Source organism: Pseudoxanthomonas sp. SGNA-20 (assembly GCF_003931635.1).
In the GTDB taxonomy this organism is placed as follows: domain Bacteria; phylum Pseudomonadota; class Gammaproteobacteria; order Xanthomonadales; family Xanthomonadaceae; genus Pseudoxanthomonas.
Genome location: NZ_RRYK01000006.1, coordinates 33368 through 47929, shown reverse-complemented (window position 1 = coordinate 47929; position 14562 = coordinate 33368). Strand labels below are relative to the sequence as shown.

15 protein-coding genes, 3 tRNA genes and 1 pseudogene are annotated in these 14562 nt (G+C 72.8%); 7 read left to right on the top strand and 12 right to left on the bottom strand.

Features of this window, described 5'->3' with window-relative positions:
• Positions 1–131: 131 nt before the first annotated feature.
• Entirely contained in the window at positions 132–401 is a 270-nt protein-coding gene (locus EIM48_RS11295; RefSeq protein ID WP_019399767.1) for a membrane protein, read from the bottom strand.
• Between the two features lie 389 nt (positions 402–790).
• Between EIM48_RS11295 and EIM48_RS11290 the strand changes: the two genes are divergently transcribed.
• Positions 791–1069 (top strand): hypothetical protein, encoded by a 279-nt coding sequence (locus EIM48_RS11290; RefSeq protein ID WP_125111683.1) that lies wholly within the window; start codon positions 791–793, stop codon positions 1067–1069.
• A 1146-nt stretch (positions 1070–2215) separates the two neighbouring features.
• On the opposite strand, the gene EIM48_RS11280 is transcribed toward EIM48_RS11290, so the two are convergent.
• From EIM48_RS11280 to EIM48_RS11260, 5 genes and pseudogenes are all read right to left on the bottom strand, one after another.
• Positions 2216–2291 (bottom strand) — tRNA-Ala (locus tag EIM48_RS11280).
• 41 nt (positions 2292–2332) lie between these two features.
• Positions 2333–2408 (bottom strand) — tRNA-Glu (locus EIM48_RS11275).
• Between the two features lie 32 nt (positions 2409–2440).
• Positions 2441–2516: transfer RNA gene (locus EIM48_RS11270), tRNA-Ala, on the bottom strand.
• A gap of 21 nt (positions 2517–2537) precedes the next feature.
• A pseudogene (locus tag EIM48_RS11265) lies at positions 2538–3319 on the bottom strand (sulfurtransferase).
• A 34-nt stretch (positions 3320–3353) separates the two neighbouring features.
• Positions 3354–3719, bottom strand: coding sequence for a DUF6164 family protein (locus EIM48_RS11260; RefSeq protein ID WP_019399764.1), 366 nt, complete (start codon positions 3717–3719; stop codon positions 3354–3356).
• A gap of 73 nt (positions 3720–3792) precedes the next feature.
• On the opposite strand from EIM48_RS11260, the gene EIM48_RS11255 reads away from it, so the two are divergent.
• Together EIM48_RS11255 and EIM48_RS11250 are read left to right on the top strand one after the other, a co-directional pair.
• On the top strand, positions 3793–4233 hold the full coding sequence (locus EIM48_RS11255) for an FKBP-type peptidyl-prolyl cis-trans isomerase (RefSeq protein ID WP_019399763.1): 441 nt from the start codon (positions 3793–3795) through the stop codon (positions 4231–4233).
• Positions 4234–4236: 3 nt separating this feature from the next.
• Positions 4237–5487: a TIGR03862 family flavoprotein gene (locus tag EIM48_RS11250; RefSeq protein ID WP_125111682.1), complete on the top strand. Its 1251-nt coding sequence runs from the start codon at positions 4237–4239 to the stop codon at positions 5485–5487.
• Positions 5488–5536: 49 nt separating this feature from the next.
• On the opposite strand, the gene EIM48_RS11245 is transcribed toward EIM48_RS11250, so the two are convergent.
• Complete coding sequence (locus tag EIM48_RS11245; protein WP_125111681.1) at positions 5537–6112, bottom strand: 2'-5' RNA ligase family protein; 576 nt, start codon at positions 6110–6112, stop codon at positions 5537–5539.
• Positions 6113–6121: 9 nt separating this feature from the next.
• The gene (locus EIM48_RS11240; protein ID WP_019399760.1) at positions 6122–6466 is read right to left on the bottom strand and encodes a RidA family protein; all 345 of its coding nucleotides are present in this window, start codon (positions 6464–6466) and stop codon (positions 6122–6124) included.
• Positions 6467–6650: 184 nt separating this feature from the next.
• On the opposite strand from EIM48_RS11240, the gene EIM48_RS11235 reads away from it, so the two are divergent.
• The 3 genes from EIM48_RS11235 to EIM48_RS11225 all read left to right on the top strand — a co-directional run bounded on the left by EIM48_RS11235 (position 6651) and on the right by EIM48_RS11225 (position 8699).
• The gene (locus tag EIM48_RS11235) at positions 6651–7787 is read left to right on the top strand and encodes a tetratricopeptide repeat protein (RefSeq protein ID WP_125111680.1); all 1137 of its coding nucleotides are present in this window, start codon (positions 6651–6653) and stop codon (positions 7785–7787) included.
• A 9-nt stretch (positions 7788–7796) separates the two neighbouring features.
• Complete coding sequence (locus EIM48_RS11230; RefSeq protein WP_028915014.1) at positions 7797–8018, top strand: RNA-binding S4 domain-containing protein; 222 nt, start codon at positions 7797–7799, stop codon at positions 8016–8018.
• Positions 8019–8093: 75 nt separating this feature from the next.
• Positions 8094–8699: a mechanosensitive ion channel family protein gene (locus EIM48_RS11225; RefSeq protein WP_028915013.1), complete on the top strand. Its 606-nt coding sequence runs from the start codon at positions 8094–8096 to the stop codon at positions 8697–8699.
• A gap of 7 nt (positions 8700–8706) precedes the next feature.
• Here the strand turns inward: EIM48_RS11225 and EIM48_RS11220 are convergent, their stop codons facing one another.
• The 4 genes from EIM48_RS11220 to EIM48_RS11205 form a co-directional block, all read right to left on the bottom strand.
• Entirely contained in the window at positions 8707–8973 is a 267-nt protein-coding gene (locus tag EIM48_RS11220; protein WP_019399756.1) for a DksA/TraR family C4-type zinc finger protein, read from the bottom strand.
• 95 nt (positions 8974–9068) lie between these two features.
• On the bottom strand, positions 9069–9506 hold the full coding sequence (gene cueR, locus EIM48_RS11215; RefSeq protein WP_125111679.1) for a Cu(I)-responsive transcriptional regulator: 438 nt from the start codon (positions 9504–9506) through the stop codon (positions 9069–9071).
• Complete coding sequence (locus EIM48_RS11210) at positions 9503–11998, bottom strand: heavy metal translocating P-type ATPase (protein WP_125111678.1); 2496 nt, start codon at positions 11996–11998, stop codon at positions 9503–9505. The genes cueR and EIM48_RS11210 overlap by 4 nt, the downstream gene beginning before the upstream one ends.
• Before the next feature lie 134 nt (positions 11999–12132).
• Positions 12133–13170 (bottom strand): LD-carboxypeptidase, encoded by a 1038-nt coding sequence (locus EIM48_RS11205; RefSeq protein ID WP_125111677.1) that lies wholly within the window; start codon positions 13168–13170, stop codon positions 12133–12135.
• Positions 13171–13292: 122 nt separating this feature from the next.
• On the opposite strand from EIM48_RS11205, the gene EIM48_RS11200 reads away from it, so the two are divergent.
• Positions 13293–14561 carry an efflux RND transporter periplasmic adaptor subunit gene (locus EIM48_RS11200; protein WP_158675209.1) on the top strand — a complete coding sequence of 423 codons (1269 nt, stop codon included), beginning with the start codon at positions 13293–13295 and terminating at the stop codon, positions 14559–14561.
• Position 14562 lies beyond the last annotated feature (1 nt).

Here is a 14562-nt window from a genome sequence, read left to right as displayed (position 1 = left end):
CAACGCGAGACAGCTGGCACGGATCGCAGGATGCATGCGGCTGATGGGACTACTCCTCTGGAACCGGGCGAAGAACGGCCCGGTGCCAGCAAGGCCACCGGGCCGGGGTTTGGAACTGTCGCCGACCCCGATCAGCCGCGGGGCTGGCGGCGCGGGGCGGCCTCGAGCTGCTGCACGCGGCTTTCGATCTGGTCCAGGCGCCGGTTGGCCTGCTGCGCGGACTGGTTGGCGGACTCGGCGCTCTGGGCCGCGTTCTGCACCCGGCTGTCGAGCTGGTCAAGGCGCGAATTGATCGTGGCGAATTCCTTGTCGTAGGTGGCGCAACCAGCAAGACCCGCGGCGACAACCACCGCCACGCCGAGCGCACGCACCATCGCCACGTTGTTCTTGATCAGGGACATTCCAATCCTCCTTCGTCAGGGGCTTCGGAATATAGCCGGCTTTGCGTCAAAGCCATACGGCGACTTCAGCGCCAGTTCGGTTACGTGCACGGTTCGTGAAAAAGTTCGTGCTGCGCATCGCAGTGCGCGCCTCCAAGCGCATTGCAGGAGGAATGTCCGCCTGTTCGTGATGCATCGCAACACTCCGCCGCCCCTGCGCTGCACTTTGCGCCTGGCCGGACGCCTGCAGCCTGGCACTGCTGCAGGCAGCGCCCACGAGCGCCGCGGCGCTCATGGGCAGGCATTGCACTACGATCGGCTCGACGCCTTCGCGCGCGCGGGGGCGTACGCGGCGCGCGACCGGATCATCCTGTCCCACCCCCCGTGCAAGACCGTGCCTGGAGATGCTGATGAGACTGCCGATGCTCGCGATCCTGGCCGGGCTTGCGGCAAGCCCCGCGTCGGCCGGCGACGTGCCCGCGAGCGACAGCCATGGCATTGCCACCGCGGTGATGCAAGCCGATGCCCGCGCCCTGGCCGTGGTCGGCAAGTCGGACACCGCGGCCCGCCATGCAGGACGCGCCGGTTACTACCGCACTCTGGGCGACCTGGCGCAGTCGACCCGTTGGGCACGCGCGTGCATCGCCAACCCGCAGGTCGTGGCCGAGCCCGGACAGCAACTGATGTAGCTCTGCCGCAGCCTGTTGGCCGGCAACCTGCTGCTGGCTGGCGACATCGGTGGCTGGGCCGTGGAGATGGAACAGGTGCGCGTGCTCTACCGCGAACACGTCGCCCCTTCGCTGCGCCCCGGCGGGGAACTGGCCGCGGTGGCCCGGCCGCGCTTCGAGGCCTTCACCGGATGGCCGCGCCAATGGACCCTGCACGCGACGGCCGCGCCGGGCACGCGCGTGCCCGTGGCCGATGGCCCCGGCGTTCCCGTGGTGCGCGGCAGGATCCGCGGCGGCCGCGACGGCAAGGCGCGCGACGTCGAGGTGGACTTCATCATCGATACCGGCGCCACCCATTCCCACGTCAGTCGCCGCGCAGCGCAGGCGATGGGACTGGAGGTGCGGGACGGCTTCGGCGTCGATGCCAGCGATCCGGCGCGGTGGGCGGAGATCGGACTGGCCACGCCGGTAGACGTGGAGCTTGGGGGAATCCGCTTCGGCGACGTCGCCTTCAGCGTGCCCGACGCGATGGAGCCGGCCCTCATCGGCCTGGACCTGCTCGCCCGCCTCGGCCCGCTCAGGCTGGGCGCGGACGAACTGGAAGTCCTGGCGGAACTTCCGCCAGGCTGCGACGCGCAACTGGCGGCCACCTCGTTGCCGTGGGGCGGCCAGTACGCACTGCGCCTCCCGATGCAGATCGGCCGGCGCAAGGAGCTGGTCTTGCTGGACACCGGCAACGGCGCTTCGCTGGAGATGGCCGGCACGGACCTGTCCGCGTTCCCGCAGGCAGCCCTGGTCGAACGCAGCCGGCTGACGATCCACGGCCTGCAGCGCGTGCGCCATGCCGAGGCCAGCGCACCAGTCAGTTTCAACGGGCACGCGGCCGAACTCCCGACCCGGGTCACTGACCAGCCGGCCCGGGTCTTCCCGGTCTCGTGGACGGCGGGCTACGGACTGCGCACGCGCTACGACTTCCACGTGGACGTGGCCACCGCGCACGGCTGCCTGCTGCCGCGCGCCGCCCGGCAGGAGCAGCCACCATCCGCGGCTCGCGGCCCTCGCCAGGCGCGCAGAACGCGAGCGAAAAGCCAAGCGCACGCCACCCGCGAAGCAGGTGCGTCGGATGCAGGATTACCGGGAATCCGGCGTGCGGCGGCGCCGGGAAGTTGGTGGAGCCAGCCGGGATCGAACCGGCGACCTCTTGCATGCCATGCAAGCGCTCTCCCAGCTGAGCTATGGCCCCACGAGCATCGGCCTCCAGGCCTTTGCGTACCGCTGGAAATGTGGCGTCCCCACGGGGATTCGAACCCCGGTCGCTACCGTGAAAGGGTAGTGTCCTAGGCCTCTAGACGATGGGGACGTATCGTCGCTTCGCCCAACCGGGGTTGGATTTGGTGGAGCCAGCCGGGATCGAACCGGCGACCTCTTGCATGCCATGCAAGCGCTCTCCCAGCTGAGCTATGGCCCCACGAAGCTGAGGGCGCGAATCTTAGCTAGTCCCCGTAACTTGCGCAAGCATTTCTTCACCGGAAGTTTCATCGACCAGCGGACGCAGCTCCGGATCCAGCGCCACGCGCCCGTCGAACACGAAGCAGCGGCCCTCGTAGCCGAGGCCGCCGACCTGTTCGAACCAGCCCAGGATCCCGCCTTCCAGCTGCAGCACGTTGTCCATGCCGTCCTGGCGCATCCACAGCGCGGCCTTCTCGCAGCGGATGCCGCCGGTGCAGAAACTGACCACGGTGGCGCCGGCCAGGGACTCGCGGTGCGGTTCCAGCGCCGCCGGCAGGTCGGTGAACTTGGTGATCGGGAGGGCAGCGCGCCCTGGAAGGTGCCGTAGGCCACTTCCTGCGCATTGCGGGTATCGAGCATCACCACCGGCCGCCCCTGGTCGTCGCGCCCGCCCCGGGCCAGCCAGCGCGCCACCGTGGCCGGCTCCACCGCCGGGGCGCGCGCGCCCTGGGCCAGTGGCGTGGCCTGCGGACGGCGGAAGCTGATGATTTCCGGCTTCACCTTCACCTTGAGCCGGGCGAACGGCACCGCGGCGCTGCGGCTGTAGCGCGGCCTCAACGCGGCCAGGCGCGGGTCGCCGCGCAGCCAGTCGACGAACCCGCGCAGGACCGCTTCCGGACCGGCCAGGAACAGGTTGATGCCTTCACCGGCGACCAGGATGGTGCCCTTGAGGTCGTCGGCAGCGGCGCGCTCGCGCAGGCGCGCGGCCAGCGCGTGCGGATCGTCGATGTGGACGAAGAGATAGGCGGCAAGATTGAGCATGGCGCCATTGTAAGGCGCCGCCCCTGCCCGCCCTTCAGCGCAACAGCCACCAGGGCAGGGCCAGGGTCAGCGCCAGCACCGCCAGGATCGCAGCCAGCCGCGGCAGCACGAACCCCGGCCGCTCGCGCAGCAGCTGCAGGAAGGATTCGCCCTCGCCACGACGTTCGCGCTCCTGCGCCTCGGCGCGCAGGCGCACGCGCCGTTGTTCCTGGTATTCGTCCAGCAGCGCACGTGCGCGCGGGTAGTCGGCCGCGTCGCGCAGCCACAGCCCGGGCGCCGAAAAACCCAGCAGCCCGGCTCCGGTCTCGTACCACTGGAAGCCGTGCTGCTCGAGCAGGGCCCGCACGTCGGCGGCTTCGTCGTCGGGAACGTTGCGCAGGGAAAACAGCAGCTTGGCCATGCGCGCATGATACGCGGCATCGCCGCGGCGGCCGCGGCGGTTTACCCTTGCGTCCCCCAACGGACCTGCCGCCATGCGCCGCTTCCTGCTCCGCTCCACCCTGCTCTGCTCCGTCCTGCTGGCCGCATGCAGCGAACCCGGTCCGCCGCCCGGCGGCTCGGTGGCCGAGCTGCAGCGCATCGACGAGGTGGTCGGCAAGGGCGCGGTCGCCAGCGCCGGCGACAAGGTCACCGTGCACTACACCGGCTGGCTGTACGACGAGCGCGTGCCGGAACGGCGCAGCCGCAAGTTCGACAGCTCGCTGGACCGCGGCGAGCCGTTCACCTTCGTCCTCGGCGCCGGCCAGGTGATCCGTGGCTGGGACGAAGGCGTGGCCGGCATGCGCGCCGGCGGCCGCCGCACCTTGTTCATCCCGGCGGAGATGGCCTACGGCCGCCGCGGCGCCGGACGGGTGATCCCGCCCAATGCCTCGCTGGTGTTCGAGGTCGAACTGCTGGACGTGGGCAGCCGCTGATCCATGCCTGCCAGCACCATCACCCTGCCCGGCCTGGCCATCGTCGGCGGCGGCCCCGCCGGCCTGATGGCCGCCGAGGTCGCCCGCGCCGCGGGCGTGGAAGTGGACCTGTACGAGGCCAAGGGCTCGGTCGGGCGCAAGTTCCTGATTGCCGGCAAGGGCGGGCTCAACCTCACCCATGCCGAACCCATGCCCGGGTTCGCGGCGCGCTACGGCGTGCGCGAGGCCAAGGTCGCGTCCTGGCTGGCCGGCTTCGGGCCGCAGGAGCTGCGCCAGTGGGCGCGCGGCCTGGGCGTGGAAACGTATGTCGGCAGCTCCGACCGGGTGTTCCCGCTGGACCGCAAGGCCGCGCCACTGCTGCGCGGCTGGATGCGGCGACTGAAGGAACAGGGCGTGCGCTTCCACGTCCTGCACCGCTGGGAAGGCTGGGACGAAGATGGCGCCCTGCGCTTCCGCAACGGGGACGGCGACCTGCGCGTGCGCGCGCCGGCCACGGTGCTGGCGCTGGGCGGCGGCAGCTGGCCGCAGCTGGGCTCCGACGGCGCCTGGGTCGAGGCCGTGCGTGCGGCCGGGATCGAGGTCGCGCCGCTGGTGCCGTCCAACTGCGGTTTCGACGTGGGCTGGAGCGCGCACTTCGCCGAGCGCCATGCCGGCGCCCCGCTCAAGCCGGTGGTCGCGCACTGGCAGGACGCGGACGGCACGCCGCACTCGCTGCAGGGCGAATGCGTGGCCACCGCCACCGGCATCGAAGGCTCCCTGGTGTATGCGCTGTCGGTGCCGCTGCGCGAGGCCATCGCCCGCGACGGCCAGGCCGTGCTGCAGCTGGACCTGGTGCCGGGGCGCGAGCTGCTGCGCCTGCGCGCCGAACTGGCGAAACCGCGCAAGGGCCGCAGCCTCAGCGAGCACCTGCGCCGCCAGGCCGGCGTGTCCGGGGTCAAGGCCGCGCTGCTGCGCGAGGTGCTGGATGCGCAGGCGCTGGCCGACATGGATCGGGTCGCCGCCGCACTCAAGCGCCTGCCGCTGGTGCTGAAGCGTGCCCGGCCGCTGGCCGAGGCGATCAGCAGTGGCGGCGGCGTGCGCCTGGAGACGCTGGACGCGGACCTGATGGCCAGCGCCCGCCCCGGCGTGTTCTGCGCCGGGGAAATGCTGGACTGGGAAGCGCCGACCGGCGGCTACCTGCTGACCGCCTGTTTCGCCAGCGGCCTGCGCGCCGGTCGCGCGGCCGCACGCTGGGTACAGGCACGCAACCGCTGACCTCGCCGCGGGGGCGCGGCGCAGTCCATCGCGCTCGCGCCCGATCAGTTCACTCCGCCGCCAACGGCCAGCGTTGCAGCACCTCGTAGCGGACCCCGCCACTGCCGTGCACGCTCTGCAGCAGGGCGAACCCGTCCACGCGCCAGTCCACCGGCGCTACCGGCTGCACCGGGAAGCGCACGCTGGCGCGCCGGCGCACGGTCACATGCGGGGCGAACGCCGGGCCGGCCGGGAGCCGGATCCGGCGCCCGGCCAGGGCCATGGCCAGCGCCTGGTGCAGCCGCTCCAGCGCCGGTGGCGGCGCCGAGGGCCGCAGTACCCAGATCGCCTCGCCGCGGCCGAAGCACTCGGCCTGGTCCAGGCGCAGCACGAATCCCGCCTGGCGCACCTGCGCCGCCGCGGCGCGGGCGTCGTCCGCCAGCGCCTGCGGCAGCTGCGACCACTCGCCCAGCCAGTGCAGGGTCAGGTGCAGGCGTTCGTCGGGCACGCCGGCGCCGCGCTGCGGCGGCTGGCCGGCTTCCAGCGCCTGCCGCGCGGCGCGGATCGCGGCCGCTTCGGCCGCCCCCGGCAGCAGGGCGAAGAACAGGCTGTGGCGTGCGTCCGCGGCGGCGAACAGGTCGCCCATCACCTGCGCTCAGACTGCGGCGGTGACCACGATCTCGACCTTCCAGGCCGGATCGGCCAGGCGCGCCTGCACCGTGGCGCGCGCCGGAGTGTGGCCCTGCGGAACCCACTCGTCCCAGGCCTGGTTCATGCCGGCGAAATCGCCGATGTCGGCCAGGAAGATCTCCGCGCGCAGGATCTTCGTCTTGTCGGTCCCGGCCTGGGCCAGCAGCGCGTCGATCGCCTGCAACACCTGGCGGGTCTGCCCGGTGATGTCCTGGCTGGTGTCCTCCGGCACCTGCCCGGCCAGGTAGGCCACGCCGTTGTGGACGGTCATCTCGGACATGCGCGGGCCGACGTCGAAACGCTGGATCATGGGAGTTCCCTGCTTGCGGAGGAGGCCGCGGCGCGGCCGGGCGGCGCAGCATACAACGCCACCGCACCGACGACAGTGGCCCGGGGGTTCCCCGGGAACTGCCTGGCACCATCACCGGCACCGGCCCACCCGCCTTCCCGGATCCGGGCGTACACTCGGCGCAGCATGGACCGGGAGGTGGGTCATGTACGCACTGGCGCTGGCAGCGGCCCTGGCCGCATCCCCGGCGGCCGAACCGGCTGCGGCCCTGCCGCCGCCGCCCACCCTGCCCACGGTCCAGGCCGTGCAGCACATCCCGGGCATCGACGAGGTACTCGAGATCCCGCCCGACTTGCGGGCGATGCTGCAGGAACGGGTGATCGCCCGCGGTGGCAGCCGCGAGGACCGGATCGAACGCCTGGCGGCGATGGTGCTGGAAGCCGGCGGCCTGGCGCTGGAGTACGACAACGACCGCACCCGCACCGTGGCCGAGACCTGGCGCGACCGCCGCGCCAACTGCCTGTCCTTCACCCTGGTGTTCGTCGCCCTGGCGCGCGCGGCCGGGCTGGAAGCCCGCGTCCAGGAAGTCGGCGAGGTGCTGGCCTGGTACCGCGACGCCGGTGTGATCTACGGCGCCAGCCACGTCAACGCCGGCGTCCGCGCCGGCCTGCGCCGGTACACGCTGGACGTGGAGCGCAACATCCTGGCCATGCGCGACCGCCCGCGCGCCATCGACGACATCCGCGCCCTGGCCCACTTCCGCAACAACCGCGGCGCCGAGCTGATGGCCGCCGGCGACCTGGAAGGCGCGCGCGCGCAGCTGGAGGCGGCGCTGGAGGCCGATCCGGAGTTCGTGCCGGCCCTGAACAACCTGGGCGTGCTGGAGCAACGCGCCGGCAACCTGGACGCCTCCGCCGCGGCCCTGCGCGCGGCCTGGCGGCTGCAGCCGGCGCACACCGCCACCCTGTCCAACCTGGTGAACCTGTACCAGCGCAGCGGCCAGGCGGAGCTGGCAGCCGATTTCGTCGCCCGGCTGGAGCAGGTGCAGCGCAGCGATCCGTTCGCCCAGTTCGTGCTCGCCCTCGGCTGCGAGGAAGCCGGCAACTACGCCTGCGCCGTCACCCACTACCGCAACGCCATCCGCCTGCATGGCGGGCAGCACGCGTTCCACTTCGGCCTGGCGCGCGCCTACTTCCTGTCCGGCCACCCGGACCTGGCCCGGCGCGAGATGGCGCGCGCGGCCAAGCTGGGCGACACCGACCGGGTGCGCGCCATGTACCGGCGCAAGCTGGAACACCTGGAGCACTGGCCCGGGAACGGCCACGCCCTGCATGCGCGCTAGACTTGCGCGATGGAAACCATCGATTTCGAACTGCAGGGCGAACACGTCGAACTGAACCAGCTGCTCAAGCTGGTGGGCCTTTGCGACAGCGGCGGCGCCGGCAAGGCGCTGGTGGCCAGCGGCGTGGTCCAGGTCGACGGCGCCGTGGAGCTGCGCAAGACCTGCAAGATCCGCGCGGGCCAGACCGTGGCCGCGCCCGGCGTGCTGGTGCGGGTGCAGGCGCCGGCATGAGCCCGGTCCGCGCGCCCCGCGCTCTCCTAGAATGGTGGGCGAAGCGGCCGGCGCGGCCGCATGCAAGCGACGCGGATGAAGCAATACCTGCCCGCCTGGAGCCAGGGCTGGCTGGGCACGATCGTGCCGATCGCCCAGGCCCTGCTGATCGTCGCGGCCGCCTGGCTGCTGCAGCAGCTGGTGCGCCGGCTCGTGCGCCGGCTGATGGACCGCCGCGGCCTGCCGCCGGAGATGGGCATGGCCCTGCACCGGGTCTCGGCCGGCCTGATCGGATTCGGCGCACTGCTGCTGGTGCTGGAGCGGCTGGGCGTGTCCGGCACGGTGCTGTGGACCGCCTTCACCAGCTTCGCCGCGGTGGGCGCGGTGGCGTTCTTCGCCGCCTGGAGCGTGCTGTCCAACATCTTCTGCACGGTGCTGATCTTCACCACCCGCCCGTTCCGCCTGTACGACTACATCGAGGTGGTGGAGAACGGCGAGAAACCCGGCCTCAAGGGCCGCGTGGTCGACGTCAACCTGATCTACACCACCCTGCAGGAAGTGGCGCGCGATCCCGACCACGCCGGCAGCAGCCTGCAGGTGCCCAACAGCATGTTCTTCCAGCGCGTGGTGCGGCGTTGGCGCGGCAGCGAGGTACCGGCCGCGTGGCTGGCGCCGCCGACGGTCGAAGGCGGCTCGAAGTAGCCCGCGCTCAGCGCAGCTGGCTGTCCTTGCTGCCGCGGCGGTTGTAGCCGGCGAAGCCGGTTTCTTCCCCGTCCTGCGCGGCCTGGCAGGTCACGCACAGGCGCACGCCGGGTACCGCGCGGCGGCGCGCCTCGGGGATCGGCGCATCGCATTCCTCGCAACGTTCCAGGCTGGGCCCCTTGGGCAGGCGCGCGCGGGCGCGCTCGATCCCGTCCTTGACGGTCGCATCGATCTGGTCGTTGACGGCGTTGTCGCCGGCCCATCCGGTCGCCATGGGAACCTCCTGCTCGCGGTACGCATACAGGGTGCCCGCGGGGACGTGAATCCCCGGCAAGTGCCAGGGCCGCCCCGGCGGAAAGGGCGGGCTTCTCAGTCGCGCCCCCCACCCTCGAGGTCGTCGAGGATCGGGCACTCCGGCCGGTCGTCGCCATGGCAGCGGCTGGCCAGTTCTTCCAGGGTGCGCTGCATGGCCTGCATCCGGGCGATGCGCTCGCCCAGCTCGGCGGCGTGCTGCAGCGCCAGCTGCCTGACATCGGCACTGGCGCGCGAGCGGTCCGACCACAGCGCCAGCAGCACCTGGACCTGCTTCATGCCGAAGCCCAGCGAACGCGCCCGGTTGATGAAACGCAGGCGGTGCACGTCGGCCTCGCCATACAGCCGGTAGCCGGCGGCGGTGCGCGGCGGCGGCGGGACCAGGCCGATGTCCTCGTAGTGGCGGATCATCTTGGCCGACACGCCCGAACGCGCCGCCGCCTCGCCGATGGAGTACAGGCCATCGTCCGCCCGCCGCCCGGCCGCGTGCTTCATGGCGCCTGCCCCGCATCGGCCGCCGGACGCCAGCGCCGCAGTAGCAGGGTGTTGGCGACCACGCTCACCGAGGAGAACGCCATCGCCGCGCCGGCCAGTGCCGGGCTCAGCAGGCCCGCCGCGGCCAGCGGGATGCCGATGACGTTATAGGCGAAGGCCCAGAACAGGTTCTGGTAGATCTTGCCGGTGGTGCGCCGGGACACCTCGATGGCATCGGCCACCAGCCGCGGTTCCGGGCGCATCAGGGTGACCGCCGCCGCATGCATGGCCACGTCGGTGCCCGAGCCCATGGCGATGCCCACGTCCGCCGCGGCCAGCGCCGGCGCGTCGTTGATGCCGTCGCCGACCATCGCCACCACGCCGCCGGACTTCAGCGCCTGGATGGCCGCGACCTTCTGCTCCGGGCGCACCTCGGCCTGGACTTCGTCGATGCCCAGCGCCTGCGCCACCGCGCCAGCGGCGCCGCGGTTGTCGCCGGACAGCATCACCGTGCGCACGCCCATCGCGCGCAGGCTGTCGATCGCCGCGCGCGCGCCGGGGCGCGGTTCGTCGCGGAATGCCAGCAGGCCACGCAGCCGTGGCTGGCCGCCCTCCTCCACCGCCAGCCAGGACAGGGTGTGGCCGCTGGCTTCCAGGTCCTGCGCCCGCGGCAGCAGCGGCTCCACGGCCACGCCGGCTTCCTGCATCAACGCCCGGTTGCCGATCCAGGCCAGGCGCCCATCGACCTTGCCCCGCACCCCGCGGCCCGGCAGCGCCTGCAGTTCGCTGGCCGGCACCGACTGCCCGCCCTCGCGCAGCACCGCCAGCGCGAGCGGATGCGCGCTGTGCTGCTGCAGCGCCGTGGCCAGGGCCAGCAGCGCCTGGCGGTCGCCATCGACCGCCACCGCTTCCAGCAGGCGCGGCTCGCCCACGGTAAGCGTGCCGGTCTTGTCGAAGGCCACCACCTTGATCGAGCGCGCCAGTTCCAGCGCATGCGCGTCCTTGACCAGGATGCCGGCGCGCGCGGCCACGCCGGTGCCGGCCATGATCGCCGTCGGCGTGGCCAGGCCCAGGGCGCAGGGACAGGCGATCACCAGCACCGCCACCGCGTTGAGGATGGCGCGGTCCCAGTCGCCGCTGGCCATGCCCCAGCCCAGCAGGGTCAGCAACGCCAGCCCCAGGATCACCGGCACGAACACCGCGGCGACCCGGTCCACCGTGCGCTGGATCGGCGCCTTCACCGCCTGCGCGTCCTCGACCAGGCGCACGATCCGCGCCAGCGCCGTCTCCGCGCCCACCGCCGCGGTGCGCACCACGACCACGCCCTCGGCGTTCACCGCGCCGGCCGTGACCCGGTCGCCCACGTCCTTGGCCACCGGCACCGATTCGCCCGTGACCAGCGACTCGTCGGCGTGGCTGCGCCCTGCCTCGACGATGCCGTCCACCGGGAAGCGCTCGCCGGGACGCACCACCACCAGGTCGCCCACCGCCACCTGTTCCACCGGCACTTCCGATTCCCCTTGCGCGGTACGCAGGCGCGCCGTGGCCGGCCGCAGTGCCTGCAGGGCACGGATCGCCTCGGTGGCCTGGCGCTTGGCGCGCCCTTCCAGGAACTTGCCCAGCAGGACCAGGGTGGTGATCGCGGCCGAAGCCTCGAAGTACAGCGGCGCATGCGTGCCCTCGCGCAGCAGGTGGAACAGGCTCAGGCCATAGGCGGTACTCGTGCCCAGCGCCACCAGCAGGTCCATGTTGCCGGTGCCGGCGCGCAGCGCGCCCCAGCCGGCGCGGTAGAACCGCGCGCCCAGCCAGAACTGCAGCGGCGTGGCCAGCAGCAGCTGGATCCAGCCCGGCAGCATCCAGTGCTTGCCGAAGGGCATGCCGGCCATCGGCAGGACCAGGGGCGCGGCCAGCACGATGGCAATGGCCAGGTGGCGGGCCTCGGACGACAGTCGCGGCTTGGCCACCGGGGTGGCCCGCGCTTCCTGCGTCGCGGCCTCACCTTGGCCATCGGAAGATCCGGGGGCAGGCGCCTCCGGCCTGGCGATGCGGTAGCCGGCCTTGCGCACGGCCTCGGCCAGCAGCGCCGGATCAGCGGGTCCGGCGGTACGCACCCGCGCCCGCTCGGTGGCCAGGTTGACCGAGGCCTCGACCACGCCCGGCACCGCGGCCAGGGCGCGCTCGACCCGGCCGACGCAGGAGGCGCAGTGCATGCCCTCGATCGCCAGTTCGGCCTCGCCTGCGGGCACGCGGTAGCCCGCCTTTTCCACCGCGGCGACCAGTTCGGCCGCCGGCGGCAGTGCCGCGCCGCGGACCTCGGCGGTAGCGCTGACCAGGTTGACGCTGGCCGATTCCACGCCCGGCAGCGCCGCCAGGGCGCGCTCGACGCGCCCGGCACAGGACGCACAACTCATTCCTTCCACCGGCAGGCGCAGGGCGGCGGGAGCTGCGCCGGCGGCGGGGATTACAACGATGTTCGGGGTATCCATGGCGACCATGGTGAACCTTCCCATCATGGGAAGGTCAAGTTCGGGATTCGGGATTCGGGATTCGGGATTCGGGATTCGGGATTCGGGCCGTGACCTTGCCTCACCGCCACTCCCGGTTCCCGCTCCCACGAATCACCAATCCCGAATCACCAATCACCAATCTACGAGAACACTGGCTCCAGCAGCCGGAAGGTGCCGGCGTCGGCGTCCATTTCGACCTGGCCGCCGACCGGCACGATGAACTGCTCGCGCAGGTGGCCGATCTGCGCGCCGCGGTAGGCGGGGATGCCCAGCGGGAGGACATGGTCGTCGAGGATCTGTTCCACGGTCAGCGAACCGTAGCCGGCGCCGGGCTCGCAGTCCGTGCACTGGCCGAAGATGAAGCCCGCGATGCGGTCCAGCACCCCGGCCAGCTTGAGCGTGGTCAGCATCCGGTCCACCCGGTACGGCGCCTCCTCCACGTCCTCCAGGAACAGGATCGCCCCGTCGAACGCCGGCAGGTACGGCGAACCGGCCAGGCCCACCAGCACCGACAGGTTGCCGCCGAGCAGGCGGCCGCGGGCGCGGCCGCCGCGGATGGTCATGGTGCGGTTGCGGCGCGGGACCAGTTCGTCCGCGTCGTCGTCCGGCGGGTTGCGGTACTCCAGCAGTTCTCGTTCGAAGAACACCCGGCGGAACTGGTCGACCACGAAGCGGTTCCAGCTGCCGGCGCCAATCGGGCCGTGGAAGGTCACCAGCCCGGGCCGCGCCTGGATCGCGCAGTGCAGCGCGGTGATGTCCGAATAGCCCAGCAGCACCTTGGGATTGCGCCGGATCAGCGCGTAGTCCAGCAGCGGCAGCAGCCGCGCCGCGCCGGCCCCGCCGCGCACGCATACCAGCGCCCGCACCTTTGGGTCGGCGAACATGCGGTTGATGTCGCCGGCGCGGTCGGCGTCGCTGCCGGCCAGGTGGCCGCGGCGGTTGCCGTAGTGCTCGCCGGCGCGCACCTCGAAGCCCAGCGCCTGCATCGCCTCGGCCGCCAGCTGCAGCTTGAGCCTGTCGTCGGTGGCCGAGGACGGGCTGACCAGGCCCACGGTGTCGCCGGGCCGCAGCGCCGGCGGCAACAGCCGCGCCGCGGCCGCGGCCCGCGCCCGCCCGGGGCCGGCCAACGCCAGCAGGGAGGCGGCCATCGCGCCGCCGAGGAACTGCCTTCTGTGCATGGGTTGCCTCCCGTCGCCAGTGGCGAGCCTAGCAATCGCGCGCCCGCCGCAGCCAGCCGCCGTCGTTGTCGCGCTCACGCGTTGCGGGCGAAGATTGGCGACCTTTCGTGCCAGGTATGTCCATGCCCCACCCTTCCATGCGGCGCCGCTGGATGGTCGCGACTGCACTCGTGCTCCTGCTGGTGCTGCTTTCGTGGGCGGTGATGCGCTGGCGCGGCCCGGCACTGCCCGGCTATGAGGTGGCCGCCGGTCCACTGGTGCAGAACGTGGTGGCAACCGGGCGGGTGGCGGCGCTGTCGCGGGTCCAGGTGGGTGCGGAAATCTCGGGCCTGGTGCTGGAACGGCGGGTGATGGAAGGCGACCGCGTGGCCCCGGGCGACGTGCTGGTGGTGCTGCGCGCGACCGACCTCGAAGCGCGCCGCGACGAGGCCCGCGCTGCCCTGGAAACCCTGCGCCGGACCGACCGCGCCGACGCCCAGGCGCGCTACCGCCAGGCCCAGGCCGACCTGGCCCAGGCCGAGCGCGAAGCCACGCGCCGGCGCGAGCTGGGCGAGCGCCAGCTGGTCTCGCGCGAAAGCGTGGAACAGGCCGCGCAGGCGCTGGTCGCCGCCCGCGCCGCGGCCGAGCAGGCGCGCGTGGCCGCCGCGGCGGTGGCCAGCGGCGGCGCCCTGGAAACCCAGGCGCTCGAACGCCTGCGCGCGGCCGAGGCCGACCTGGAGCGCGCGGTGATCCGCGCCACCGTGGCCGGCACGGTGCTGGCCCGCCAGGTCGAGCCCGGCGACACCGTCACCCCGGGCCAGGTGCTGCTGGAGATCGCGGCCGATGCGCCCGGCGAGATCCTGCTGCCGCTGGACGAGAAGAACCTGGCCCTGCTCGAGACCGGCCAGCCTGCGACCTGCGTGGCCGACGCCTTCCCCGGCCGCCCGTTCGCCGCCACCGTGTACCACATCGCCCCCGGCATCGACCCGGCGCGCGGCACCGTGGACGTGCGCCTGCGCATCGATCCGGCCGCCGACTTCGTGCGCCAGGACATGACCGTCACCGCGACCATCCTCACCGGCCGCCGCGACAACGCCCTGGCCGTGCCCAACGACGCCCTGCTCGGCAACGAGCCGGGCGCCAGCCGCGCCGAGGTGCTGCGCGTGCGCGGCGGCCGCGTGCAGCGCGTGCCGGTGGCGCTCGGCCTGCGCGGCCTTGCAATGACCGAGATCGTCGAGGGCCTGGCCGCCGGCGACCGGGTGCTGGCCGCCGGCGCGCTGGATCCGGCGGAACTCCCGCGCGACGGTGCGCGCGTGCGCCTGCGCGCGCAACCCCTGCCCGCCCCGCAGCCGGCCGCCACGGAGGGCGAGGACCGCGCCCTGCCCGCCGCCGTGCAGGGTGGCGCCGGCTGAG